Here is a 25,808-nt window from a genome sequence, read left to right on the forward strand (position 1 = left end):
GCGTTGGGGGCGCAGTTGCAGGGAGCACTGCATGCCCGCCCTATCCGACCTGCGCTTCACCTTCACCGCCGGCGCCGACGACTTCGAGGTCGTCGAATTCCACCTCACTGAAGGCCTCTCCGAAACCTTCCGCCTCGAAGTCGACCTGAGCTGCGCCAACCCCGCCGTCGACTTCGGCCAGGTCCTCGACCGTCCGGCGCTGCTAACCCTCTGGCAAGGCGGCCAGCCCGTGCGCTATGTGCACGGCTCGGTCAGCTCGTTCCAGCAAGGCGAGACCGGCTTTCGCCGCACTCGCTACCGCGCTGTCGTCGAGCCGCGTCTGGCCCGCCTACGACTGGCCTCGGACTGGCGCATTTTCCAGACCCTCACCGTGCCCGACATCGCCACCGCGATGCTGAAGAAACACGCCCTCAATCTGGACTACGAACAACGCATCACCAACGCCCATGAAACCCGCGAATACTGCGTGCAGGCCGGCGATACCGACTACCACTTCGTCGAGCGCATCATGCGCGAGGAAGGCTTCTTCTATGGCTTCCTGCACGGCGCCGAAGGCCACCGCCTGGTCCATTGCGACCGCCTGTGGATCTTCGGCAAGCAGCCCGGCCCGCCGGTGGAATACAACCCCAAACCCGGCGGCGATCGTCCGGGTCCGGCGCTGCACAACTTTACCTACACCGAAAACGTGCGCAGCGCCCGCCAGACCCAGCGCGACTACAGCTTCAAGAACCCGCTGTACAACCAGCAAACCCGGCGCGAAGCCACCGACCTGGCGCACCAGGCCAAAAGCTACGAGCGCTACGACTATCCCGGCCGCTACAAGGGCGAAGTGGGCGAGGCCTTCACCCGTGATCGCCTGCGCGGACTGCGCGGCGAGGCCTGCCAGGTCATCACCGAGGGTGACGATGCGCGCCTGGTGCCGGGCATCTACTTCGACCTCGTTGGCCACCCGCGTGAAGACCTGAATCGCGGCTGGCGCCCAATACGTCTGGAGCACCACGGCAAGCAATACGTCAGCCAGGGCGAGGACAGCGCCGACGCTGCCCAGGGCACCCACTACAACTGCGTCGCCGTCCTGGTGCCGGACGATGCCGAATGGCGCGCCGAGGCCTTGCCCAAACCACGCATCGATGGGCCGCAGCCGGCGAAAGTGGTCGGTCCGCCGGGTGAAGAAATCTACTGCGACGAATTCGGCCGGGTGAAGGTGCAGTTCCCGTGGGACCGCGAGGGTAACGAGGACGAACACAGCTCCTGCTGGATCCGCGTATCGCAGAACATCGCCGGTGCGCTTTGGGGCCATATGGCGATTCCGCGTATTGGTCAGGAAGTCATCGTCAGCAACTTCGACGGCGACCCGGACCAACCGGTTATCACCGGCCGGGGCTTCAATGCCCTGCAGCGTCCGCCCTACGAATTGCCGGCACACAAAACGCGCATGACCCTCAAGAGCCAGACCCACAAGGGCGACGGTTTCAACGAGCTGCGTTTCGAGGATGAGGCGGGGCAGGAAGAGGTATTCATCCATGCGCAGAAGGACCAGAACAATGTGGTCAAGAATGACGAAACCACCTTCGTCGGCCATGACCGCAGCGAGCAGGTCGAGAACGATGAAACCCTGACCATCGGCCACGACCGCAAGGACACCGTGGGCAATCACGAGCAAGTGCTCATCGGCGTGAACCGGCGGCATCAGATCGGCCAGGACGACGAGCTGAGCATTGGTCGCCATCACACCATCACCACGGCCCAGGACCGTACCGAACAGGTCGGCAATGACCGCCTGGACAAGACCGCGGCGAATCAGCGGGTGGAGATCGGCGGGCATCTGGACCAGCAGGTGCAAGGGGACGTCAGGGTGCAGGCTGGCCAGAGCATTACGCAGCACACCAAGGTGCACGAAATCCATGCATCCGAAGCTGTGATCATCAAGGCACCGGGCGGCACGCTGCGTATCGATGGCGCGGGCATAACCATCGATGGCATCTCGATCCGCGAGCTTGCCCCCATGACGATGAGTGCAGCCGGGAGCAGCAACAGTATCGTCATGGCCGGTGTTCCTGTGACGGGCGAACCTGTCTGCGTGGGATGTCTGCTCAAGGCTATGGCCGAGGGGCGCAGCCTGATTCCCATGGACGGAGAGACCGCCTGATGTCGCCTTTTGCAGAAGAATTGATGGGCCAGCTCCATAAAGCACCGAACCTTCGCTTGACGGCCATCGTGGAAATGGCTCGCGTGCCGCTTCCTGCGCGTCAACGCTTGATCGAGCGATTCGCGCAAACGGCCTACCCGATCCTCTACCAGCAGTGCTTTGCCAATCTTCGGGATATCGGCCCTTGGTTGTTCTCCTCCGGTGAACACCTGAGCCCCGATAGCCAGTACGACTTCCACTGTACCTTGGTCGAAATCGCAGGCGATGTGCCCTGCGCCTGGCTGGTGAGCGCCCTGGAGCCGTCCAGGCTCGCCAATCATCTCGGCCAGGCCGCCACTGCCCGAGGACCGGATGGCGCTTCATTCCTGTTGCGCTTTTACAGCGAGCAAGCATTTCCCGTGCTACAGGCCCGCCATGATCTGCCCGGTATCGCCGAATTGCTGGCGCCCATCCATTCATGGTGGGCATTGGAACCTCACGATGAACGCAATGCCTGGCGGCACTACGAGGGCCACAACCGACCGGACCATTACGGCATCCCACCGATCCGGCTGGACCAAGCCTGTTGGGATGCGTTGACGGGAAGTCCGCTGCGCTTTCAGTTGTGCGATCTGCTTCAGCAAGAGTGGACCCCTGGGAAGACTGAAAACGGCCACGCAATCCGGCTGGCACGGGTGCAGCAGCTGCTGGCCGAGGCACGGCAGTGCGGTTTGCACCGACCGGCAGACCAGAAGGACTACGTCATCTTCCTGACCCGGCATGGCTCGGACCTGCGCACAAACGCTGCGTGGCAAGCCGCCCTGACAGACGCTCGGGACGATGCCAAGCCCCTCGCGCAAGCGCTCAAACAACGCCTTTTCCAACATTCCTGAGTGGGTCCCATCATGTACAGCTGGAAGGAAACCTTCGATCTCTGCGACAAAAGCAACACGTTTGTGGCGAACCTGAACCCCGGCCCGGTCGTCTCCTGCACCCGAACCTTTTCTTTCCTGCCCCTGCGCTATGGCGCAGTCGGAGGTACTGCCAACCAGAGAGGACAACTGCCATTCCTGTCGGCGTATTTCAGCCAACCGTCAAAGGTCGGCCGGCTCAGCGAGTCCGCCTATGCCCTGCGCCCCCTGCGCGAAGGCTTTCTGTACGTCCTCATCAAGCGCAAGGAAGGGCTTCATGCCTGGCATAGCCAGTACCGCGTGTCCGACCTCGCCAGCCTCGAATTCATCGATGCCGACCAGCCCTGGGCACCGGCTAAACCGCCCTTTACCGGGGACGGTGGCGTCAAAGGGCTGAGCTGGATGCTGCGGATCCAGGACATGGACAGCATCGAAGACCTGCGCTTTCTCTACAGCCCTGTGCCGCTGACCAAAAATGTGCGCGACAAATACCGGCAACAGCAAAAGTACCGCAGCACCATGACCTCGGTGGACGTCGCCGAGCTGATATCAGCAGAGCCGCCGCGTATGGACAACGTGCTCACCCATGACGCGCTCGAACTCATCGCGGAATATGCCTCCGACAGCAAGCCGGCCCTCAAGGAACACCTGAAGTCCCAAGCCTTCGCCCCCCTGTTTCCACCGCCACGCCAGGCGTTGCTCGCTGAAATGCGGCCCGATGCCGATCGCAAGGCACAGCGCGGAGTGGCCGTCGTCTTGAACGACGCGCTCGGTGTCGTCCAGGAACTCAATGCCTGGCGCAACGCGAGCAGCGATTCGCTCGAAGCCTTCATGGCGCAGGAGGACGAAGAAAAGGTCGACAACCACCGCAAATTCACCATCGCCTTCGCCATCGACAACATCAGGAAGCTGCTGGAAGACGAGGCCGAGGTCACTTACCACGAGAATCAGAAGCTCCAGAAGCACATCGGTGTGCGTTACACGGACCCTGAGTATCAGGCGGGCAATCGCCACGTGGTGGTGCAGTCATCGGGCAACTACCGGACCTTCCGTAATCCCGTGCACCAGCAAGAGGTATACAAAACCGAACTCAAGAGCCAGCGCGCCGAGAGCTGGGACAAGTACGCCCCCTACATTGACGAGCACATGCGTCAGGACTTCCTGAAGCGCTACCGAGCCGAGGTCGACAAGGCCGATACGGCTCGCGATGCCCGCACCGAGGATCACCTGCTCTGGCTGCAAAGTGAGCAATTGCTTCAAGCCCTCGACCTCTTCGACCGCAACGACACGGAACAGGCTCTGCTGTTCGAAGACCAGATGGGCAAGGCCATGACCGGAATGAACGGCACCGAGGCCGGCCAGGCCCTGCTCGAGCGCTGGCGCGAAGCGGACGTATCCCGAGAAAACCTGTACTGGCGGTCGCTGGCGCAGAACCAGCAGGCGGCCGAAGCCGAGGTCGGCACCCTGTTCAACGAGCGCGGCCTCCTCGAAGACCTCGACTCCGCGGCGTTGCAGGACCGGATGAAAAAGCTCGCCGTGCTCTACGACAGGGGTCATGCCCTGATGGACGCACTGGCCGAAGGGACTGGCGGTCCGCCCTCCAGTTACCTGGTGGGCGGCGCGATGCTGATCAACACCTTGGGCAACTCGCTGTTCCAGAACAAGCCCGCGACCGTGCTGGACAAGGCGGCCAACCGGGTCGCGATGACGCTCCTGCATGCCCAGATGGGGCGCTACGCCAAAAAAATCCATTTTGAGACACGCGGCGGCAAGCCCCTGAGCCGAGGCGCGGCGGCGCGCATCGACCGCGCCGCGACCCGCAGCTTCGACGATGCACTGCGCGGCGGAAGCCGTGGGCCCATGACAGAAATGCGCTTGGGCAGTGTCTTGACGTTGCTGGAGCTGTGGAACCTATACAACCGCCTCTCTGTCGAGGACAAGAACAGCAGGCAGTACATCGAGGCGGTGTCTGCGGTGGTGGCTCTCACCGCTGCAGGGCTGGAAATAGCTGCTGCTGCGGTGGCGTTTGGTGCGCGTAGTGAGAATGCCGCGCTTCGGCAGGGAGCCAAGGTGTTTGGGGGTAAGTTGCGGTTGGGGGCTGGGATTCTGGCAGGAGCGGCTGGGTTTGTGGGCGCATGGTATGACGGTCAGGATGCACTTGATAACTGGCGTTTCGGCAAATACTCGCTTGCTGGTCTTTACGCCTTACGCGCAACAACGCAACTCGGCGCTGCAACCCTGTCGATTACTGTCGGTTTAGCGTACGCGAAGCCATTTTTTGAATACCTACTCAAGAAATACGGAACCCAGACATTTTTTGGAAAGGCTGTCAGCTTTGGTTTGCAGGGCTCGTCTGCCCTGGCTGCACGCATGGCACTGATGCTTCGCCTGTTCTTCCGTATAAATATAGTGTTCCTGGCATTGATGTTGATTGAAACTTTCCTACTTCCCAACTCACTGCAGCGCTACTTTGACCATTGTACATTTCGCAAGGAACGCACCAATAAAACTGCCGAAACCGAAGAAAAGGAAATCAAAACCATGCAGAACGCGGTAAAGGATACACTTTAATGTATTTTTTAGAGCGAGGTTTTGAATGGTCCAAGACGCTAATCACTTATGAAGAGGCCACGGAAAGTGCGCTTAATCAAAAGCGCCAACCGGGACAGGAAGAGCTTAATTTACCGGAGGGCGTAAGGGAGTCGATTTCAGAGTTAACCTACGAGAACTCATCTCTTTATAAATATACCGCCACATACATTGACCTTCGTACACCCAACGACGAAAAAAGAGGAATAATTACTATATTTCTTGGATGGATATACGGATTCATAACCTATATGTTTTTCGCGATGGCGATCATTTCCGCTGAAAAAATAATCCCTGGTTACGGCCACGACGGAAAATCATTAACCATCGCCGATTATTTCATCCTCACGTTATTTCCGTTGTTTTGGCCGGTAGTGCTTGGTGTTTTCTTGAAGTACACCCTCCGATTCGTTCGCCTGGAGTCTTTCACCGCCCGCCGCATCATCATCCGTTTCAACCGTATCACTCGTAAGGTCTATCTGCTCCGCCCCAAGCACTTAGGCGGCATCCGCATCATGGACTGGGACAAAACCGAGGTCATCGTCGACAAGAACATGAGCGAACTGGATGGCACGGGCGGCTATGTCATCTTGGGCTGGGAAAAGGGTGATGGCGTGGATTTGCAGGGCACTCCGACCGACAACATCGAGCTGACCTTCATCGGCAAACCCACCCGCAACGCCAGCGAACTATTGGCCTTCTGGGAATACATCCGCCGCTACATGGAAGACGGCCCCGCCGCCGCACCGGCACCGGAAAAACTCATCTGCAAGTTCCCTTGGCCATGGCTCTCGCTCAAAGCTGCCTGGGGACTGGACACCAGCTTCTTGCGCCAACGCGAACTGCGCATTTTCGTACTGCTCAACCTGCTGCTATGGCCCGTCATCCTGATTCACGCCACAGGCCACTGGTTATCTTTGTTGCTGTGCTATGAGCCACGGTTCCCAAAAAGCATCGAAGATGCGGGCGCTGATATTTCCGATTGGGAAGCACGATAGCAGCCCCTCGAATAGAACTGTCATACGGCGCGCTGACTGGAAGTTTGATATCCAAGCGCCTGCTGTTTTATCTGCCCACCTGAAACTTTGCAATGAACAAAGTCTAGACCGAAAAAGGAAATCACAATTATGCAGTCAAAAATAGAGAGGTTTCTCTGATGTATTTTTTAGAGCGCGGCTTCCAGTGGCTAAAAAAAATAAACAGTCAAGAAGAGGTCATAGCGGAGCTCGAGCAGCAAAAACAGCAACAGCGACAGCCAGGATTCTATGCACCGGAAGGAGTGAACGAGTCAGCGTCGGACCACATACACGATAACTCATCGCTTTACGCGCATAACGACACCTATATTGACCTCCGCACGCCTAGCGATGAAAAAAGAGGCGCGCTAACTCTGGGATTTGGTTTCCTCTACTGGATAAGTATCTTGGTGCTTTCTGATATTTATACCGCCTGGGCGGAGCAACTGATCAGCGGGACTAGCCGCGAAAACACTCCACTATCAACGACTGAGTATTTCACTCTAATTTTCTATGTACTGCTCTGTTCGACTGTGCTCTTACTCATTTTGAAGTACACCTTCCGCTTTCTTCGCCTGGAGTCTTTCACCGCCCGTCGCGTCATCGTTCGCTTCAACCGTATTACTCGCAAGGTTTATCTGCTGCGTCCCGAGCATCTGGGTGGTATCCGCATAATGAACTGGGACAAAACCCAGATGATCGTTGACAAGAGCCTGATTGACCTGGACGAGTCAGGAGGCTTTGTCGTTCTAGCCTGGAATAAGGGCGATGGCATAGATTTGCAAGGCTCACCCACTGACAACATCGAGTTAACCTTTGTCGGCAAGCGCGCGAGCAACGCTGGCGAGTTGATGGCGTTCTGGGAATACATTCGGCGTTATATGGAGATCAGCCCCAACGCCGCGCCAGCGCCGCAGAAACTCATCAGCAAATTCCCTTCACCCTTGCTCTCACTCAAGGCGGCCTCGACATTCAGGGGATCGGGGCCGCTCGAGTTGTTGTTATGGCCCACCATCCCGATCCACGCCATCGGCCACTGGCTGTCACTGCTGCTGTGCTACGAGCCACGGTTCCCCAAGTCCATCGAGGACGCCGGGCGCTGATGACACCACCACCCGGCGCCCGCCCAAACACAACGCCCAGCCTCTGCTACCGTGGAAAGACCCGGGCCACATCTCTCGGCCCGCTCTTTCCTACCTGCATGAAGCACGGGTGACCCATCATGGCGCGCACCACTCCCATCGAGCTTTACCGCAATATCGGCATCGTTGCCCACGTCGACGCGGGCAAGACCACCACCACCGAACGCATCCTTTTCTACACCGGGGTCAACCACAAAATGGGCGAGGTGCATGACGGCGCCGCGACCATGGACTGGATGGCCCAGGAGCAGGAGCGCGGCATCACCATCACCTCCGCGGCAACCACGGCATTCTGGCAGGGCTCGACCAAGCAGTTTCCGGACAAGTTCCGCTTCAACATCATCGACACCCCCGGCCACGTCGATTTCACCATCGAGGTGGAGCGCTCGCTGCGCGTGCTGGACGGCGCGGTGGTGGTGTTCAGCGGCGCCGACGGCGTCGAGCCGCAGTCCGAGACGGTCTGGCGCCAGGCCAACAAATACCATGTGCCGCGCCTGGCCTACGTGAACAAGATGGACCGCCAGGGCGCCGACTTCCTGCGCGTGGTGAAGCAGATCGACCAGCGCCTGGGCCACCACCCGGTGCCGATCCAGTTGGCCATCGGCGCCGAGGAGCATTTCCTCGGCCAGATCGACCTGGTGAAGATGAAAGCCATCTACTGGAACGAGGACGACCAGGGCACCAGCTACCGCGAGGAAGCCATCCCCGCCGAGTTGCAGGCGCTGGCCAACGAATGGCGCGCGCACATGATCGAAGCCGCCGCCGAGGCCAATGACGAGTTCATGACCCTCTACCTCGACGGCATCGAACTGAGCAACGAACAGATCAAGGCCGGCCTGCGCCAGCGCACCTTGGCCAACGAAATCGTCCCGGCGATCCTCGGCTCGTCGTTCAAGAACAAGGGTGTGCCGCTGATGCTCGACGCGGTGATCGACTACCTGCCGGCGCCCTCGGAAATCCCGGCGATCAACGGCACCGACCCGGACCACGAAGACAAGCACCTGGAACGCCACGCCGACGACAATGAGCCGTTTTCGGCCCTGGCCTTCAAGATCGCCACCGACCCCTTCGTCGGCACACTGACCTTTGCCCGGGTCTATTCCGGCGTGCTCAGTTCCGGCGACGCGGTGCTCAACTCGGTCAAGGGCAAGAAGGAGCGGGTCGGCCGCATGGTGCAGATGCACGCCAACCAGCGCGCCGAGATCAAGGCGGTGTGCGCCGGCGATATCGCCGCGCTGATCGGCATGAAGGACGTCACCACCGGCGACACCCTGTGCGATATCAAGCACCCGATCATCCTCGAACGCATGGACTTTCCCGACCCGGTGATCTCCGTGGCGGTGGAACCGAAGACCAAGGCCGACCAGGAAAAAATGGGCGTCGCCCTGGGCAAGCTGGCCCAGGAAGACCCGTCGTTCCGGGTCAAGACCGATGAGGAAACCGCGCAGACCATCATTTCCGGCATGGGCGAGTTGCACCTGGACATCATCGTCGACCGCATGCGCCGCGAATTCGGGGTCGAGGCCAATATCGGCAAGCCGCAGGTGGCCTACCGCGAGAAGATCCGCAACACCTGCGAAATCGAAGGAAAGTTCGTCCGCCAGTCCGGCGGGCGTGGCCAGTACGGTCATTGCTGGATCCGCTTCGCCCCCGGCGAGGACGGCAAGGAAGGGCTGGAGTTCGTCAACGAAGTGGTCGGCGGCGTGGTCCCGCGGGAATACATCCCGGCGATCCAGAAAGGGATCGAGGAACAGATGCAGAACGGCGTCGTCGCGGGCTATCCGCTGATCAGCCTGAAAGCCGCGGTGTTCGACGGCTCGTACCATGACGTCGACTCCAACGAAATGGCCTTCAAGGTCGCCGCCTCCATGGCCACCAAGCAACTGGCGCAGAAAGGCGGCGCGGTGCTGCTGGAGCCGGTGATGAAAGTGGAAGTGGTGACACCCGAAGAGTTCATGGGCGACATCATGGGCGACCTGAGCCGCCGTCGCGGCCTGATCCAGGGCGGCGAAGATACCCCGGCGGGCAAGGTGGTGCGGGCTGAAGTACCGCTGGGCGAGATGTTCGGTTACTCCACCGAAATGCGCTCGATGACCCAGGGTCGGGCCAGCTATTCGATGGAGTTCATCCGGTATGCGGAGGCGCCGGCGAGTATCGCCGATGCGATTATCAAGAAGCAGGGGTAGTTTTCCGGGGCCTCATCGCTGCGGTTCGGAGCCCCGACAAGCCAGCGATGAGGCCCTTCGATCACTCCATAAACCTCAGTGATCCGCCCCGGCCCGCTTCAACAGTTGCTTGCACCGCTCCGACAAATGCACCACCCGCAGATGCTTGCCCGCCTTGGCGTAGCGCTCGCGCAAGGTCTTCAACGCGGCGATCGCCGAGTAATCGACCACGCGCAAATGCTGGCAATCTAAGGTCACCTGCGCCGGGTCGTTGGCCGGGTCGAACTGGTTGAGGAACGGTGTGCTGGAAGCGAAAAACAGCGTCCCGTGAATCCGGTACAGCTTGCTGCCGTCGGCTTCCAGATGGCTGTCGGCATACAACTCCCGAGCCTGCTGCCAGGCGAAGTTGATCGCCGCGATAACGATGCCGAACAGCACCGCCGTGGCCAGATCGGTGAACACCGTGACCACCGTCACCGCGATGATCGCCAGCACATCGCTCAGCGGCACTTTGTGCAGCACCCGCAACGAGGCCCAGGCAAAGGTCTGCTGGGCCACCACGAACATCACCCCCACCAGCGCCGCCAGCGGAATGCGCTCGATCAGCGGCGAGAGGAACAGCACGAAGAGCAGGATCATCACCCCCGCCACCACCCCGGACAAGCGCCCGCGACCACCGGAACTGAGGTTGATCACGGTCTGCCCGATCATCGCGCAGCCGCCCATGCCACCGCACAGCCCCGAGGCGATATTGGCCGCGCCGAGGGCCACGCATTCGCGGTCCGGGTGGCCGCGGCTTTCGGTGATTTCATCGGTGAGGTTCAGCGTCAGCAGGGTTTCCAGCAGGCCGACCAGGGCCATCAGCACCGCGTAAGGCGCGATGATCCGCAGCGTCTCCAGGTTCCACGGCACCTGTGGCAGCGCCAGCGACGGCAGGCCGCCGGCGATGTGGGCCATGTCGCCGAGAGTGCGGGTCGGCAGGTCGAACAGGTAGACCAGCATGCCGACGCCGAGGATCGCCACCAGTGCCGGCGGCACCGCGCGGGTCAGGCGCGGCAGCACGTACACCACTGCCATGGTCAGCCCGACTAGGCCGAGCATCAGCCACAACGACGGCCCTTGCAGCCAGGTGTCACCGCTCTTGAAGTGCTCCAGTTGAGCCATGGCAATGACAATCGCCAGGCCGTTGACGAAGCCGAGCATCACCGGATACGGCACCAGCCGCACCAGCTTGCCCAGGCGCAACAGGCCGAAGGCGATCATCAACAGTCCGCCCAGCAACACCGTCGCCAGCAGGTACTGCACGCCCTGCTGCACCACCAGCGCGACGATCACCACCGCCATCGAGCCGGCTGCTCCCGAGACCATGCCCGGGCGGCCGCCGAACAGCGCGGTCAGGGTGCAGATGATGAACGCGCCGTACAGGCCCATCAGCGGATTGAGGTGGGCGACCAGGGCAAAGGCGATGCACTCGGGCACCAGCGCAAAAGAAGTGGTCAGGCCAGCCAGGACATCACTGCGAATACGCAGGGCCCGGGATTTGGGGTGTGTTTGAGACATCGGGGATTCCGTGGGGTGAGGCGAGGAAAAAGCGCTGGCGAGCTTACCGGATTCACAACAGCGCCGCGAACCCCGCAGGCGCCACTCAATCCCCTACACCGCCTGCGGCTATTGACCATTCAAATCCGCCACCCCATGCTCGCCCGCTCCACCCACGCTCAAGGAATGACTGCAATGAAGCTGGAAACACTGGCCATCCACGCGGGTTTCAGCCCGGACCCGACCACGAAGGCCGTCGCCGTACCGATTTACCAGACCACCTCTTTCGCCTTCGACGACACCCAGCACGGCGCCGATCTGTTCGACCTGAAGGTGGCCGGCAATATCTATTCGCGGATCATGAACCCCACCAACGATGTGCTGGAGCAGCGCATGGCCGCCCTCGAAGGCGGGGTCGGCGCGCTGGCGGTGGCGTCGGGCATGGCCGCCATCACTTATGCGATCCAGACCGTGGCCGAAGTCGGTGACAACATCGTCTCGGTCGCCAAGCTCTACGGCGGCACCTACAACCTGCTGGCCCACACCCTGCCACGGATCGGCATCCAGACCCGCTTCGCCCCGCACGACGACATCGCCGCCCTCGAAGCGCTGATCGACGAGCGCACCAAGGCGGTGTTCTGCGAGTCCATCGGCAACCCGGCGGGCAATATCGTCGACCTCCAGGCGCTGGCCGATGCCGCGCACCGGCACGGCGTGCCGCTGATCGTCGACAACACCGTGGCCACGCCGATCCTCTGCCGGCCGTTCGAACACGGCGCCGATATCATCGTGCACTCGCTGACCAAGTACATCGGCGGCCACGGCACCAGCATCGGCGGCATCGTCATCGACTCGGGCAAATTCCCCTGGGCCGATCACTAGCAGCGCTTCGCCCTGCTCAACACCCCGGACGCCTCCTACCACGGCGTGACCTACACCGAAGCCTTCGGCCCCGCCGCGTTCATCGGCCGCTGCCGCGTGGTGCCGCTGCGCAACACCGGCGCCGCGCTCTCGCCGTTCAACGCCTTCCTCATCCTGCAAGGCCTGGAAACCCTGGCCCTGCGCATGGAACGCCACACCGAGAACGCGCTGAAAGTCGCCCATTACCTGCAACAGCACGATCAAGTTGCCTGGGTGAAATACGCCGGCCTGCCGGACCATCCGGAACACGAACTGGCCAAGCGCTACACCGAGGGTAAGCCCGCGTCGATCCTGTCGTTCGGCATCAAGGGCGGCCAGGAAGCCGGCGCACGCTTTATCGATGCGCTGAAACTGGTGGTGCGCCTGGTCAACATCGGCGACGCCAAGTCCCTGGCCTGCCATCCGGCCTCCACCACCCACCGCCAGTTGAACGACGAAGAACTGGAAAAAGCCGGCGTACCGCGTGACATGGTGCGGCTGTCCATCGGTATCGAACACAGCGACGACATCATCGCGGATCTGCAACAGGCCCTCGACGCCAGCCGCCTGTAAGCCTTCGCGACCCCAGGCTGCGCCCCTCCCAATAATCACGGCGGGCGCGAGCTTGAGCGGCCCGCCCGCGTTACCTTGCGCACATACCAAATTTCCCGCCAAAGCCCCGGTTTCATTGGCCTTCGCCGCGTCCGCGATCACCTGCAAAAAAATCAGTGATAGCAGATTGGCATTGTCACCAAGCTCGTCAATACTGCCTCCCGCATGGAAATCCTTGCCCACACAACATAGGGATATAGGCGATGAGTCAGACCCAGCCATTGGATGTCGCCATCATCGGCGGCGGTGTATCGGGAACCTACAGCGCGTGGCGCCTGCAAGAGGCGCAAGGCGATCATCAGCGAATCCAGTTGTTCGAATACGGCGACCGCATCGGTGGCCGGCTCTTCAGCATCACCCTCCCCGGTCTGCCCAATGTCGTCGCTGAAGTCGGCGGCATGCGCTGGATGCCGGCCACCGAGGACGACACCGGTGGCCACGTCATGGTCGACAAGCTGGTGGATTTCCTCGAACTGCCCAAGAAAGATTTTCCGATGGGCAACGAGCAGCCCGAAGACCATCCGGTCGGCGCCAAGAACAACCTGTTCTACCTGCGTGGCCAGCGCTTCCGCTTCCGTGACTTCACCGAGTCACCGGACAAGATCCCTTACAACCTGGCCTGGTCCGAGCGCGGTTTCGGCCCCGAGGACCTGCAAGTCAAGGTGATGAACAGCATCTACCCCGGCTTCGACCAGCTCAGCCTGGCCGACCAGATGCAGGTCAAGGTGTTCGGCAAGGAAATCTGGCGCTATGGCTTCTGGGACCTGCTCTACCGCGTGTTGAGCAACGAGGGCTATCAGTTCATGAAGGACGCCGGTGGCTACGAGGCCAACGTCGCCAACGCCAGCGCCGTGACCCAGTTGCCCGCCACCGAATACAGCGACGACACCAAGTTCCTGACCCTGAAAACCGGCTTCCAGACCCTGCCGCTGACCCTCAACGAACGCTTCAAGGCCGTGCCCGGCGGCCTGGTCCCTGGCGAACAGCGCGTGCAGTTGAACCGCCGCCTGGCGTCGCTGCAATACAGCGATGACACCGAATACCCGTACCGCCTGCACTTCCAGCCGACCCAGACGATCGACGGCACCACCACCGACCTCGACGTCCCGGAACAGATCGTCCACGCCCGCCAGGTGATCCTGGCCATGCCGCGGCGTTCGCTGGAGCTGATCGAGTCGCCGCTGTTCCAGGACCCGTGGCTGAAAAAAAACCTCGGTTCGGTGCTGGTGCAATCGGCGTTCAAGCTGTTCCTCGCCTACGAACAACCCTGGTGGCGCAGCCTCGGCCTGGTGGCTGGCCGCTCGGTCACCGACCTGCCGATCCGCCAGTGCTACTACATGGGCACCGAGTGCGAGCAGGACGGTGGTGAGCCGAGCCTCAACTCGCTGCTGATGGCCTCCTACAACGACATCGGCACCGTGCCGTTCTGGAAGGGCCTGGAAGGCGGCCTGCCGTTCGAAGGCTACCAGCCCAAGAGCCTGCTGGGCCGCGTCGATGCCAACGAGATCGTGCCGAAAACCCAGAACCAGGTCAGCGACGAGATGGTCCGTATCGCCCAGCGCCAGGTCACCTCGCTGCACGATCAGGTCGAGCTGCCGGCGCCTTACTCCGCCGTCTACCACGCCTGGGACACCGACCCGTACGGCGGCGGCTGGCACGAATGGAAAGCCAACTTCCGCCTCGACCTGATCATCCAGAACATGCGCCATCCGGTGCAGGAGCAGGCGGTGTACATCGTCGGTGAAGCCTATTCCTACGGCCAGGGCTGGGTCGAAGGCGCGCTGACCACCGCCGAATCGACCCTGCAGGACTTCTTCGGCCTGGCCCGGCCAAGCTGGCTGCCAGCGGCCTATCAACTGCTGCCGGAACCCGGCCCGACCGATATCGTCGACCCGGCGCCGCTGCCATGCAAAGACTGCGCGGGCACCCTGGAAGCCGTCACCGAGTTCGCCTACACGGGGATCAAACCATGAGCGTCGAGTTCAGCGTTGCCGACTACCTACTGACCCGGCTCAAGGAACTGGGCCTGACCAAAGTGTTTCAGGTGCCGGGTGACTACGTGTCCGGCTTCATGGATGCCCTCGAAGCCTTCGACGGCATCGATGCGGTGGGCGAGGTCTTCGAAATGGGCGCCGGCTATGCCGCCGATGGCTACGCGCGGGTTCACGGCCTCGGCGCGGTGTCGCTGCAATACGGCGTGGGCACCTTCAGCGCGGTCAACGCCATCGCCGGTGCCTTCGTCGAGCGCAACCCGGTGGTGGTGATTTCCGCCAGCCCGTCGACCAAAAACCGCGAACAGGCGAAAACCCAGAACGTGCTGTTCCACCACTCCACCGGCAACTTCGAAGCCGACCGCAATGTGCTGGAACAGGTCACCGTGGCCTGCGAGATCCTGTCCGACGCCCGCCAGGCGCCCTGGCAGATCGACAGCGCGCTGATCGCCGCCATCACCCATCGCCAGCCGGTCTACCTGGAAGCCTGGCAGGACGTCTGGAGCCTGGAATGCGCCCGTCCCCACGGCCAACTGAGCCCGGAACCGCGGCCCTCCAACCACGACGCCTTGCAGGCATTGGTGGCCAACACCGTGCAGCGCCTGAGCCAGGCGAAAAAGCCGCTGGTGCTGCTAGGCGTGGAAGTCATGCGCTATGACCTGCAAGGCCAGGTGCAATGGCTGATTGACGGCCTCGGCCTGCCGTTCAGCAGCACCCTGGACGCCAAGACCGTGCTCGACGAAAGCCAGCACGCCTTCATTGGCACCTTCGCCGGCCCCGCCTCGCGCCTGGAAACCTCGAAGGCGGTGGACGAGTGCGACTGCATCCTGGCGATCGGGGTGATCTTCACCGACGACTACCTGGACCTGCTCAACACCCGCTTCGACAGCATCATCCAGGTCAACTGCGACCTGGCCCGCACCGGCCCGGACTACTACCCCAACGTGCGCCTGCCGGACTACGTCGACGCGCTGCTCAAGGCGCTGGACCTGGACGGGCGCTTCCCGCGCCACGATGTTCCCCTGGGCGCCCCGCAAGCGCTGTTGCGCACCAGCAATGCCGATGCCGATGCCGACGCCGCGCTGAGCTACGCGAACTTCTTCGACACTTTGGTGGAATTCGCCCAGGAACATCGCGTCTGGGAAACCAGCACGCTGATCCTCGGTGAAAGCTCGTCGCTGTACGTGTCCAGCAACATCCAGGGCATGCCCCGCGACAGCTTCCTCTCCGACGCCATCTGGGGCTCCCTCGGCCATGAAACCGGCTGCGCGCTGGGCGTGGCGCTGGGCAGCGGACGGCGGCCGATCGTAGTGGCCGGCGACGGCGGCTTCATGATGGTCACCCAGTCGCTGGCGGCGCTGGCGCGCAACAAGGTCAATGCGCTGGTGTTCGTCATGAGCAACCAGGTGTATGCCATCGAGCAGGCCTTCGTCGATATCGATGCGTTCGACCCGGAAGGCCAGTTCGCCCCGTTCGATACCCTGCCGAGCCTGAACTACCCGGCGCTGGCCGAAGGCTATGGCGCGCTGGGTTACCGCATCGAGACCGTCGCCCAGTTGCAGGAGCTGCTGCCGCACCTGCTGGCGCTGAAGGACCGCCCGGCCCTCGTGGAAGTGAAAATCAGCGAGAAAGACCTCGCCATCCAGATCGACCGGCTGGCAAGGCCGCCGAAAAAACCGAGCAAGTAAGGAGTTCGTTTCATGGATCGAAACACCAGCGTGCGCACGGCGATCGCCTGCGCACTGCTGGCTGCGTTGCCGCTCAATGCCCAGGGTCACGGCATGCACGGCAACGACAGCCAGTCCGAGGCAGAAGAAGTGTTCTTCCGCAAACTGCCCATCGACACCGACCTCAAGCAGGCCCTGCAACAGTGCGTCAGCGCCGCGGACACCGACAAGGACCATCTGCTCTCCGGCCTCGGCGGCGCCCGTTATGACTTGGTGGCCTTGAAAGACGCCGAACAGGTGCAAGCCTTCTACAGCCAGGGCATGGCCTTGCAATACGGCTTCAACTTCGGCGAAGCCATCCGCGCCTTCTACCAGGCTTACCAGCTCGATGACGGCTCGGCGATGCCGCTGTGGGGCGTGGCGCTGTCGGCCAGTTCCAACATCAACACCGACGCCACCCAGGGCTGCGACCAACTGGCCAACCTGACCGCCCGGCTGGCCTTGCAGAACGCGCAAAACCGCCAGGCCAAACCGCCCGCCGGATTCAGCACCGCGCAATTGGATCGCGAAGTGGCCTATGCCGAAGCGTTCCTCAGCCAGTACGACGAGAAAGGCGACCAGATCGGCCTGTCCCTCGACGGCAAGAAGCGCTACGCGGCGAAGATGAAAGCGTTGTCCGAGAAATACTTCGACGACCTCGATGCCGCCGCCCTGTACGCCGACGCCCTGCTCAACATCGCCCCGTGGAAATGGTGGAAAGGCGTCGAGGCGACCTCCGACAAGGTCGACCCGACCAACGAAGCCTACGAGGCGCTGCAAGTGCTGAACCGCATCCTCGTGGCGGACGAGAACCACTCCGGCGCCAACCACTTCTACATCCACGCCATTGAAGAGTCGCCGTTCCCCGACAGCGGCCTGCCCATGGCCGATCGCTTCCGCACGCTCAACCCGGCGGTGGGTCACCTGATCCACATGGCCTCGCACATCTACCAGCGCACCGGCAACAACGCGCTGTCCAGCGCCACCAACTACGCGGCGGTGTCGGTGGACCGGGCCTACGCCAACCAGGTTCAGCCGCAGAGCCCGTACCTGCTGCACTACCTGGGGCACAACATCCACTTCCTGACCTGGACCCTGTCCATCGAAGGGCGCAAGAACGAAGCCATGAACATGGCCAGCGAACTGGTGGACAACACCACGCTGAATGCCTCGTCGGAATTCCTCTGCAAGCAGTACCCGCAGGAGCTGAAAACCAAGTCCGACTACTTCTACGCGGTGCCCTACTACTACGCCGTGCGTTTCCAGGACTGGGATGCGCTGGAGCGGATCAAGCCGAACATCAGCAGCGGCCTGGCGAAGATCAACGAGACCTGCGCCAAGGCCGATCAGAACTGGGTGGCGCTGACCATGCCGTACACACGGATCATGGAAAGCTATGCCGCGGCGTACCAGAAGCTCGGCGCCAACCTGGACAGCGGCAAGGCCGTCGAGGCGTTGGGCGATTTCTGGGGCAAGGTCGGCAGCGTCCTGCAGGAAGACGGGAACGCCGCGCTGAAATATGGCAACAACGACGCCATTCAACTGCTGCGCCTGGCCAACCTGATCCTGTTCACCAAGGCCCAGGACAGCACCGCTGGCAAATTGGTGCTCAAGGACGTCCAGCAGGCCAGCGCCAAGGCGCTTGGCGAGCACGGCAACGTGCTGGCCGATGACCTCGGTGCGCTGCAGGACGACAACAAGGCGCAGACCATCGCGGCCTGGCGCAAGGCGGTCGAAGTGCAGGACGGGCTCTGGTACAACGAGCCGCCGGACTGGTACTACACCGTCCGCGAATCCCTCGGCTATGCGCTGCTGGCGCAAGGCAAGGCGGCGGACGCGGAAAAGGTGTTCAGCGAAGACCTCAGCGAAAACCGCTTGAGCGGGCGTTCGCTGAATGGCCTGAAGCTGGCGTTGCAGGCGCAGAAGGGCAAGAGCGTCAGCCTGGAGCTGGAGCAGAAGCTGCAGAATGCGTGGCGCAATGCGACGGTGAGCGCGGCGCCCTGAAGCATTATCGTCCGCAAACCCAGCTCCCCTGTGGGAGCTGGGTTGCCAGCGATGGCTGTACATCCATACAGATAAAACTTGCCTCAACCGCACTTCCTGAGCATCCTAGGGCCTTCTTTCCCCCAGGACTCCGCCCCGGCACATGCGCCTGTTCCTCTGCGAAAAGCCTTCCCAGGCCAAGGATATTGCCAAGGTCCTCGGCGCCAACCGCCGCGGCGATGGCTGCTGGGTCGGCACCGGCGTGACCGTGACCTGGTGCATCGGCCACCTCCTGGAAACCGCCCCGCCCGACGCCTACGACGCCCGCTACAAACGCTGGGTGCTGGCAGACCTGCCGATCGTCCCGAGCCAGTGGAAAATGCAGGTCAAACCCAAGACCGCCAGCCAGTACAAGGCAGTCAAGCGCCTGCTGGGCGAGGCCGCGGAACTGGTGATCGCCACCGACGCCGACCGTGAAGGCGAGATGATCGCCCGGGAACTGGTGGAACACTGCCGCTACCGCGGACCCATCCGCCGCTTGTGGCTGTCGGCGCTGGACGACGCCTCGATCCGCAAGGCTCTGGCCAGCCTCAAGCCCGGCGCCGAAACCTTCAGCCTGTACCACTCGGCCCTCGGTCGCTCGCGCGCCGACTGGCTGATCGGCATGAACATGAGCCGGCTGTTCACCCTGCTCGGCCGCCAGTCCGGCTACCAAGGCGTATTGCCAGTGGGCCGGGTGCAGACCCCGACCCTGCGCCTGGTGGTGGACCGCGATCGCAGCATCGCCGACTTCGTGCCGGTGCCGTTCTGGGCCATCGATGTGCAACTGGACAGCGCCGGTACCGTCTTCACCGCGCAGTGGCGCGCACCGGACGATGCCTGCGACGACCAGGGTCGCTGTCTTAAGCAGGAACTGGCGCAACAGGCCGCCGCCGCAATCAATGGCGCGGGTTCGGCGCAGGTGGTGGCAATCAAAACCGAGCGCGTGCGCGAAGCTGCGCCGCTGGCCTTCGACCTTGGCACCCTGCAGGAAGTCTGCTCGAAGAAACTCGGCCTCGGCGCCCAGGAAACCCTGGACATCGCCCAGGCGCTTTATGAAACCCACAAGGTCATCACCTACCCGCGCAGCGATTGCGGCTACCTGCCCCTGAGTCAGCACAGCGAAGCTCCGGCAATCCTCGCCGCCCTGACTCGCGCCGATTCATCGCTGGCGCCGCTGCAGCCGTACCTGGAGCCGCAACGCCGTTCCCGGGCCTGGAACGACGCGAAAGTCAGCGCCCACCACGGCATCATCCCCACCGCCGCGGCCATCGATCCGAACCGTCTGCCGGGCAAACACAAGGCGGTCTATACATTGATCCGCGCCCGCTACCTGGCGCAGTTCCTGCCCAACCATGAATACGACCGCACCCAGGCCGACTTCGATTGTGGCGGCCAGGCCCTGCGGGCGGTGGGCAAGCAGATCGTCGAGCCGGGCTGGCGTCGTGCCCTGCCTGAAGCCCTGACCCCGCCCAAAGGCCGCGAGGCGCCAGCGCCGCAGGTGTTGCCGACGTTGAACAAGGGGCAATGGTGCGAGGTGCGCGAGGTCAACCTGAAAGACCTCTGGACCCAACCGCCCAAGCCCTTCACCGAAGGCGACCTGATCAAGGCGATGAAGAACGTCGCCAAGCTGGTGGACGATCCGCGGCTCAAGCAGAAACTCAAGGACACCACCGGCATCGGCACCGAAGCCACCCGCGCCGGGATCATCCAGGGCCTGCTGGACCGTGGCTACATGGTGAAGAACGGCAAGGCACTCAATGCCACCCCGGCCGCTTTCAGCCTGATCGACGCGGTGCCCCGTGCCATCGCCGACCCCGGCACCACGGCAATCTGGGAACAGGCGCTGGACATGGTGCAGAGCGGTGAAATGACCCTGGAAACCTTCGTCGCCAAACAGTCGGCGTGGATGAGCAAGCAGGTGGAACGTTGTGCCGGCATGAGCCTGACCATCTCCGGCCCGGCGACGCCGGCGGGGCGTGGCGGTTCGCCGTGGAAGAAGAAGCGCAAGAGCAGCAGCACTGCCGCAACGACCAAGCGGCCACGAAAACCTCGGGCGAAAAAGGCCTGATCCTCTCTTACCGACTCAAGGAAGATCCTCATGAAACTCGGCTACACCATCGCCTACGTCGCGGACGTCCCGGCCTCGTTGGCCTTCTTCGAAAACGCCTTCGGCCTGACCCCGCGCTTTCTGCATGAAGGCGGTGACTACGGCGAACTGGACACCGGGGCGACCACCCTGGCGTTTGCGTCGCTGGAACTGGGCGAGGCGAATTTCGAAGGCGGCGTGCTCGCCGCCAGCGAAAGCCAGCGGCCACTGGGCATGGAGATCGGCCTGGTGACCGATGAGGTGGCGGCGGCGCACGCCAGGGCGTTGGCTGCCGGGGCCGTGGAGTTGACGGCACCGCAGACCAAACCCTGGGGCCAGACCGTGTCCTGGGTGCGTTGTCCGGCGGGGATTCTGGTGGAGTTGTGTACGCCTGTGGGGTGACTGCGCGGGCCCTATCGCTGCGTAGGCATTTACACATCTCACAGGCATGACGCAGAACCTGTAGGAGCCGGCTTGTCGGGGCGCCGAACCGCGGCGATCAGGCCCTCAGCCTCACCTCAAAGACTGAGCGCCAGGCTCAGGCTGAGGTTCCGCGGATCCCCGGGCATGTTCCACGCCGCGTTATACCCCCGCTCGTAATACTTGCGGTCAAACAGGTTGTTCAGGTTCAGGCCCAGGGTGAGCTGCTCGCTCGCCTTGTAGTGGGCCAACAGATCAACCGTGCTATAGGCCGGTAAACGGAAGCTGCTGCCGGCCTGTCCTGAACGTTCGCCGACATAGTTGGCCGAAGCGCCAAAGTTCGAACCCCGCAGCGCCCCGTCCTGGAACTCATACACCGCCATCAGGCTGCCGCTGTGCTGAGGAATACCGAGCAGGTCGCTGCCCTTGGGCAGGGCCGCGTCACCCTTGGTCACTTCGGCATCGATGTAGGCGTAGGCGCCGATCACCCGCACGGCGTCGCTGAGCTGGCCGCTGAACTGCAGATCCACACCTTGGCTGCGGGCCTTGCCGGCGGCGATGCTGTCGCCGAAAGCGTCGGTGGTGATGACGTTTTCCTTGTCGATATGGAACAGCGCCAGCGTGGCGCCGAGCCGGCTGTCGAACAGATCCAGCTTGAGCCCGGTCTCGTAGCCGATGCCCTTCTCCGGTTTGTAGACCTGGCCCCGAGTGCCCATGCTGTTGGGCTTGAACGAAGTGGAGGCGTTGGCGAATACGCCGACCTCGGGCGTCAGTTGGTAAAGCAGGCCCAGGCGTGGGGTGGCGACATCCTTTTCCTGGCTATTGCTGACCCCGGTGGCGCGGTTCTGCGCGGTCTGCTCGATCCGCTCCAGACGCACGCCCACCAGCCCGCGCAGGCGCTCGGTGAAGGCGATCTGATCTTGCAGGTTCAACGCGTAGCTTTCAGTGCGTTCGAAGAAGTCGTTGGGGTTGACCAGTGCCGGCTTCGGCTGGCCGTAGACCGGATTGAAAATATCCAGGCCGTAGCCGAAGCCGGTGACGCTCTGCGGGTATTTCTGGCTGTTGCGGTAGTTCTCGTACTCCAGGCCGATCAGGCTCTGGTGCTGCCAGCCGGCCAGGTCGAACTGGCCGTGAAGCTCGGCCTGGGTGATGTTGTCGTTCCACTCGAAATTGCGTTCGCGGTAGAAGCGGCTGATCTGGCTGCCCACCACCCGCGACGGCTCCGAGCTGTTTCCGCGCAACGTGCCCTGGGTGTAGTGGTTGGCCAGACGCAGTTTCCAACTGTCGTTGAGGTGATGCTCCAGCGCCAGGTCGAGGGTCTGGTTGTCGTTGCGGATGCGGCCGTCGTTGGGTTCGCCGATGAAGGTGGAACGGGCGACCGGGCCCAGTTCGTTGTTCACCGCCGGGATGCCGCGGTCGAACACCGATTCGGTGCGGGAGAATTCGCTGTCGAGAGACAACAGGGTGTCGGGGCTCAATTGCCAGCTCAGCGACGGGCTGACGATCTTGCGGCGACCGTCCACGTGGTCACGGAAGCTGCCGTTGTCTTCGACCGCCAGGTTGACCCGCGACAGCAGGCTGCCGTCGTCGCTCAGCGGGGTGTTCACGTCCAGACTGCTGCGGTAGCGATCCCAACTGCCGGCGCTGGCCTTGAACGTGGTGAAGGCATCGACCTGGGGTTTCTTGCTGACGATATTCACCAGCCCGCCCGGATCGCCACGGCCGTAGAGACTGGCGGCCGGGCCCTTGAGCACTTCGATGCGTTCGATGGTCGAGGTGTCTGGCGCGCTGTAGCTGCCGCGGTTGATGGCGAAGCCGTTCTTGTACAACTCGCCCGTGGTGAAGCCGCGCACGCTGTAGTTGAGGAAGGTCAGGCCGCCGAAGTTGTTCTGCCGCGACACGCCGCCGGCAAAATCCAGGGCGCGGTCGATGCGGGTGCTGTTGAGGTCTTCGAGTACCTGCGCCGGCACCACGCTGATGGCTTGCGGGGTGTCGCGGATATCGGTGTCGGTTTTGGTCGCGGTAGCAGAGCGGGTAGCGCGATAGCCCTGCACCGGACCATCGGCGCGCTCTTCGATACGGCGCTCGGTGACGCTGACGGCATCGAGCAACACCGTGTCCTGCGCCGTCGCGGGCAGGCTCAGCAGGCCGGCAGACAGGCCGAGGTACAACCTTCCAATGGGGTAGTTCATGGGGGCTCCTGAGTTTTTGATGTAATAACATAACAATTCAGGAGCAGAATGACACCATCGGGTTTGTGGGGGATTGGGTTTCAGTAACTCACTTGAGGGTCTTATCGCTGGGGAAAACAGCGATAAGACCCTCAAGATTCAACCGCGAATCACAGCCTTGAGTACCGTCTTGAACGTCTCGATCTGCTCTTCGCTGAACTCGCCAAACACCGTGTCCTGCTGCTCGCGAGCGATGGTCCACAGCGCTTCGGTCTGGTCGATGCCGCCTACGGTGAGGCGCACATTGCCGCCCTCCTCGCTACCGCTGACCAGGCCCTTGCGGGTCAGGTTGGCCACCGCTTCATCGATTTCCCGCGCGGGCATTGCCACTTCGCGTTGCAGGTCGGTGAGGCTCAAACCGGCATCGTTCTCCAGCACCATCAGCATCCGCGCTTCGCTGGTGCGCAGGCCACTGGACAGTTGCCGCGGCTGGTAGCTGGTTTGATAAGCCCGCAGGGCCTGGGTCATCAGGTAGTACAGGTTGTGGCTCAGGCGCCCCTGGAAGTTGCTGCTCGGTGGCTGGCCTTCTTCGCGGCGGGTCATGCGGGTGTGCGGCAGGACCATGGAATACGCGCCCTGGTGATACAGCAACGGCGAACGCCCGCAGTCTTCGAACGCCACCACCTTGCCGATCATGATCCAGTGATCACCACCGTCGAGGATCTGGTACTTCTCGCACTGGAAGTTGGCCGAGCAGTCCAGCAGGATCGGCGCCCCGCCCGCACCCGCTTCGTGCGCAATGCCGGCGAAACGGTCATCCCGCGGCTTGGCGAAGTTGTTGGACAGGTCGATCTGGTCGGCGGCGAGAATATTCACCGCGAAATGGCTGGCCGCCTCGAAGGTCGCAAGGCTCGTGGAGCGCTTGTCGAGGCTCCAGAGGATCAGCGCCGGATCGAGGGACACCGAGTTGAAGCTGTTGGCTGTAACGCCGACCTTGTTGCCCGCGCCATCATCGGCGGTGACCACGGTAACGCCGGTGGCGAAGTTGCCTAAGGCGCGGCGGAAGGCACGGCTGTCGAAGGCCGCAACGGTTTCATTGGACATGCAAGACTCCCCGGCTGCCCGCAACGGGCAACCGTGATTTGTTTTTATGAGAGAGAGAAGATCGAGCGTCAGACCATGCTCGGATCAGGCTCGAGGCCCATCAACTCGCGACCCAGAATCTGCGCGCAGACATCGTAGTCGGTGTAGGCATGCGCACCGGTCATGTGCGAGTCACGCCACAGGCGCTGCAGCTCGTTGCTCTCGAACCACGAGGTGCCGCCGGCAGCTTCGTACAGACGGTCCACGGCCTGGATGCACATCTTCACCGCGTAAGCCTGATTGGTACGCCAGAACGCCAGGGTCTCGCGGTCCGGGTATTCCTTGCGGGCGCCGTGGTCGGCGTGGTCCTGCCAGGTCTTTTCGAGGAAGGCACGGGCGGCGGCAACCTGGTGGGTCGACTCGGCCAAGCGCATCAGCGCAGGGGTCGCGGCACCAACGCTGACACCGGTGTAGGCGCGCACGCGGTTCTTGGTCTTCTCGCGGAAGGCTTCGAGCATGCGCTCGGCGATGCCCAGGCTGATGGTGGCGAAGCCCACGGCGAAGTACGGACGGTACGGGGAGTAGAAAATCTTGCTGTCCGGGTACAGACCAAAGCCGGCGGACTTGCCTTCCATCATGTCCTTGGCTTTCTGGATGCGGTGCTCGGGGACGAAGGCCTTGTCGATGATCAGGGTCTTGGTGCCGCTGCCTTTCATGCCGGCGGCGAACCAGTCGTCACGGATTTCGTAGTCGCTGCGCGGCAGCACGGCGAAGCAGTAGTCCTGGGTGCCTTCGGCGTTAGCGCGACGGCAGCCGACGATGGCCCACTCGGCGTGATCGCAACCGCTGCTCCAGCCCATTTCGCCGCTGAACAGCAGGCCGCCTTCAACCTCTTCGACACGACCGAACGGCGCGATGCTGCTGCTGGCGGTGTGGTCCGGGTTCACGCCCCAGATTTCTTCCTGCAACTTGGCCGGGAACATCGCCAGTTGGTGGTTATGGGTGCACAGCAGGCTCATGGCCCAGGCGGTGCTGGCGCAGGCGCCGGCCAGCAGCGCGATGCAATCGGTGAACTCCGGCAGGGAGATTTCCATGCCGCCATAAGGCTTGGGCAGGAAGGCGCGGTGCAGGCCGATCCCCTTGAGCAGGGCGATGTTCTCGGCGGGAACCATGCGGTCTTTTTCGGCACGGGCGGCATTGGCGGCTATGGTCGGCAGTACCGACTTGAGGTCTTCGAGCAGCGGGTTTGGCTTTTTCATGAGTGGCCCTGCTTATTATTGGATGTCCATCGGGCCTGGTGACTACACAGGCCGCTGCGGATTCG

Annotated in this window: 15 protein-coding genes and 1 pseudogene; 12 read left to right on the forward strand and 4 right to left on the reverse strand. The window is 62.5% G+C overall.

Going from position 1 to position 25,808, the window contains the following annotated elements:
* Positions 1 to 31 precede the first annotated feature (31 nt).
* From NTD88_RS05295 to fusA, 6 genes are all read left to right on the forward strand, one after another.
* Positions 32 to 2,149 (forward strand): type VI secretion system Vgr family protein, encoded by a 2,118-nt coding sequence (locus NTD88_RS05295; RefSeq protein WP_262191712.1) that lies wholly within the window; start codon positions 32 to 34, stop codon positions 2,147 to 2,149.
* Positions 2,149 to 3,021, forward strand: a complete 873-nt coding sequence (locus NTD88_RS05300; protein WP_262154212.1) for a DUF4123 domain-containing protein — start codon at positions 2,149 to 2,151, stop codon at positions 3,019 to 3,021. The genes NTD88_RS05295 and NTD88_RS05300 overlap by 1 nt, the downstream gene beginning before the upstream one ends.
* Before the next feature lie 12 nt (positions 3,022 to 3,033).
* Complete coding sequence (locus tag NTD88_RS05305; RefSeq protein WP_262154211.1) at positions 3,034 to 5,610, forward strand: T6SS effector BTH_I2691 family protein; 2,577 nt, start codon at positions 3,034 to 3,036, stop codon at positions 5,608 to 5,610.
* Positions 5,610 to 6,626, forward strand: coding sequence for a DUF6708 domain-containing protein (locus tag NTD88_RS05310; protein WP_095159817.1), 1,017 nt, complete (start codon positions 5,610 to 5,612; stop codon positions 6,624 to 6,626). The genes NTD88_RS05305 and NTD88_RS05310 overlap by 1 nt, the downstream gene beginning before the upstream one ends.
* A 158-nt stretch (positions 6,627 to 6,784) precedes the next feature.
* Complete coding sequence (locus NTD88_RS05315) at positions 6,785 to 7,747, forward strand: DUF6708 domain-containing protein (RefSeq protein WP_262154210.1); 963 nt, start codon at positions 6,785 to 6,787, stop codon at positions 7,745 to 7,747.
* Between the two features lie 119 nt (positions 7,748 to 7,866).
* Positions 7,867 to 9,972, forward strand: coding sequence for an elongation factor G (fusA, locus tag NTD88_RS05320; RefSeq protein ID WP_262154209.1), 2,106 nt, complete (start codon positions 7,867 to 7,869; stop codon positions 9,970 to 9,972).
* A 75-nt stretch (positions 9,973 to 10,047) separates the two neighbouring features.
* Here fusA and NTD88_RS05325 read toward each other — a convergent pair whose 3' ends face one another.
* On the reverse strand, positions 10,048 to 11,511 hold the full coding sequence (locus tag NTD88_RS05325; RefSeq protein ID WP_262154208.1) for a SulP family inorganic anion transporter: 1,464 nt from the start codon (positions 11,509 to 11,511) through the stop codon (positions 10,048 to 10,050).
* A gap of 174 nt (positions 11,512 to 11,685) precedes the next feature.
* Here NTD88_RS05325 and NTD88_RS05330 point away from each other — a divergent pair.
* The 6 genes and pseudogenes from NTD88_RS05330 (at position 11,686) to NTD88_RS05355 (ending at position 21,212) form a co-directional block, all read left to right on the forward strand.
* Positions 11,686 to 12,963: pseudogene (locus NTD88_RS05330) on the forward strand (bifunctional O-acetylhomoserine aminocarboxypropyltransferase/cysteine synthase).
* Between the two features lie 242 nt (positions 12,964 to 13,205).
* Positions 13,206 to 14,975: a flavin monoamine oxidase family protein gene (locus NTD88_RS05335; protein ID WP_143502169.1), complete on the forward strand. Its 1,770-nt coding sequence runs from the start codon at positions 13,206 to 13,208 to the stop codon at positions 14,973 to 14,975.
* Positions 14,972 to 16,681, forward strand: coding sequence for an alpha-keto acid decarboxylase family protein (locus NTD88_RS05340; protein ID WP_262154207.1), 1,710 nt, complete (start codon positions 14,972 to 14,974; stop codon positions 16,679 to 16,681). Before NTD88_RS05335 ends, NTD88_RS05340 begins: the two co-directional genes overlap by 4 nt.
* A gap of 12 nt (positions 16,682 to 16,693) precedes the next feature.
* Positions 16,694 to 18,703: a hypothetical protein gene (locus NTD88_RS05345; protein ID WP_262154206.1), complete on the forward strand. Its 2,010-nt coding sequence runs from the start codon at positions 16,694 to 16,696 to the stop codon at positions 18,701 to 18,703.
* 142 nt (positions 18,704 to 18,845) lie between these two features.
* A complete protein-coding gene (locus tag NTD88_RS05350; protein ID WP_262127742.1) occupies positions 18,846 to 20,792 on the forward strand; it encodes a DNA topoisomerase III in 1,947 nt (648 codons plus the stop codon).
* Positions 20,793 to 20,822: 30 nt separating this feature from the next.
* Positions 20,823 to 21,212, forward strand: a complete 390-nt coding sequence (locus NTD88_RS05355) for a VOC family protein (RefSeq protein ID WP_262154205.1) — start codon at positions 20,823 to 20,825, stop codon at positions 21,210 to 21,212.
* A gap of 116 nt (positions 21,213 to 21,328) precedes the next feature.
* On the opposite strand, the gene NTD88_RS05360 is transcribed toward NTD88_RS05355, so the two are convergent.
* The 3 genes from NTD88_RS05360 to NTD88_RS05370 all read right to left on the reverse strand — a co-directional run bounded on the left by NTD88_RS05360 (position 21,329) and on the right by NTD88_RS05370 (position 25,743).
* Positions 21,329 to 23,422, reverse strand: coding sequence for a TonB-dependent siderophore receptor (locus NTD88_RS05360; protein ID WP_262154204.1), 2,094 nt, complete (start codon positions 23,420 to 23,422; stop codon positions 21,329 to 21,331).
* 138 nt (positions 23,423 to 23,560) lie between these two features.
* On the reverse strand, positions 23,561 to 24,505 hold the full coding sequence (locus tag NTD88_RS05365) for a p-hydroxyphenylacetate 3-hydroxylase reductase component (protein ID WP_262127739.1): 945 nt from the start codon (positions 24,503 to 24,505) through the stop codon (positions 23,561 to 23,563).
* Positions 24,506 to 24,573: 68 nt separating this feature from the next.
* Complete coding sequence (locus tag NTD88_RS05370) at positions 24,574 to 25,743, reverse strand: p-hydroxyphenylacetate 3-hydroxylase oxygenase component (protein ID WP_262154203.1); 1,170 nt, start codon at positions 25,741 to 25,743, stop codon at positions 24,574 to 24,576.
* Between the last annotated feature and the right edge of the window lie 65 nt (positions 25,744 to 25,808).

This window comes from Pseudomonas sp. 20P_3.2_Bac5 (assembly GCF_025466035.1).
Taxonomy (GTDB): domain Bacteria; phylum Pseudomonadota; class Gammaproteobacteria; order Pseudomonadales; family Pseudomonadaceae; genus Aquipseudomonas.

Excerpts from the sequence above, each read along its gene's own strand:
- NTD88_RS05295 (WP_262191712.1), top strand. The coding sequence starts at position 32 with ATGCCCGCCCTATCCGACCTGCGCTTCACCTTCACCGCCGGCGCCGAC.
- NTD88_RS05300 (WP_262154212.1), top strand. The coding sequence starts at position 2,149 with ATGTCGCCTTTTGCAGAAGAATTGATGGGCCAGCTCCATAAAGCACCG.
- NTD88_RS05305 (WP_262154211.1), top strand. The coding sequence starts at position 3,034 with ATGTACAGCTGGAAGGAAACCTTCGATCTCTGCGACAAAAGCAACACG.
- NTD88_RS05310 (WP_095159817.1), top strand. The coding sequence starts at position 5,610 with ATGTATTTTTTAGAGCGAGGTTTTGAATGGTCCAAGACGCTAATCACT.
- NTD88_RS05315 (WP_262154210.1), top strand. The coding sequence starts at position 6,785 with ATGTATTTTTTAGAGCGCGGCTTCCAGTGGCTAAAAAAAATAAACAGT.
- fusA (WP_262154209.1), top strand. The coding sequence starts at position 7,867 with ATGGCGCGCACCACTCCCATCGAGCTTTACCGCAATATCGGCATCGTT.
- NTD88_RS05325 (WP_262154208.1), bottom strand. The coding sequence starts at position 11,511 with ATGTCTCAAACACACCCCAAATCCCGGGCCCTGCGTATTCGCAGTGAT.
- NTD88_RS05335 (WP_143502169.1), top strand. The coding sequence starts at position 13,206 with ATGAGTCAGACCCAGCCATTGGATGTCGCCATCATCGGCGGCGGTGTA.
- NTD88_RS05340 (WP_262154207.1), top strand. The coding sequence starts at position 14,972 with ATGAGCGTCGAGTTCAGCGTTGCCGACTACCTACTGACCCGGCTCAAG.
- NTD88_RS05345 (WP_262154206.1), top strand. The coding sequence starts at position 16,694 with ATGGATCGAAACACCAGCGTGCGCACGGCGATCGCCTGCGCACTGCTG.
- NTD88_RS05350 (WP_262127742.1), top strand. The coding sequence starts at position 18,846 with ATGCGCCTGTTCCTCTGCGAAAAGCCTTCCCAGGCCAAGGATATTGCC.
- NTD88_RS05355 (WP_262154205.1), top strand. The coding sequence starts at position 20,823 with ATGAAACTCGGCTACACCATCGCCTACGTCGCGGACGTCCCGGCCTCG.
- NTD88_RS05360 (WP_262154204.1), bottom strand. The coding sequence starts at position 23,422 with ATGAACTACCCCATTGGAAGGTTGTACCTCGGCCTGTCTGCCGGCCTG.
- NTD88_RS05365 (WP_262127739.1), bottom strand. The coding sequence starts at position 24,505 with ATGTCCAATGAAACCGTTGCGGCCTTCGACAGCCGTGCCTTCCGCCGC.
- NTD88_RS05370 (WP_262154203.1), bottom strand. The coding sequence starts at position 25,743 with ATGAAAAAGCCAAACCCGCTGCTCGAAGACCTCAAGTCGGTACTGCCG.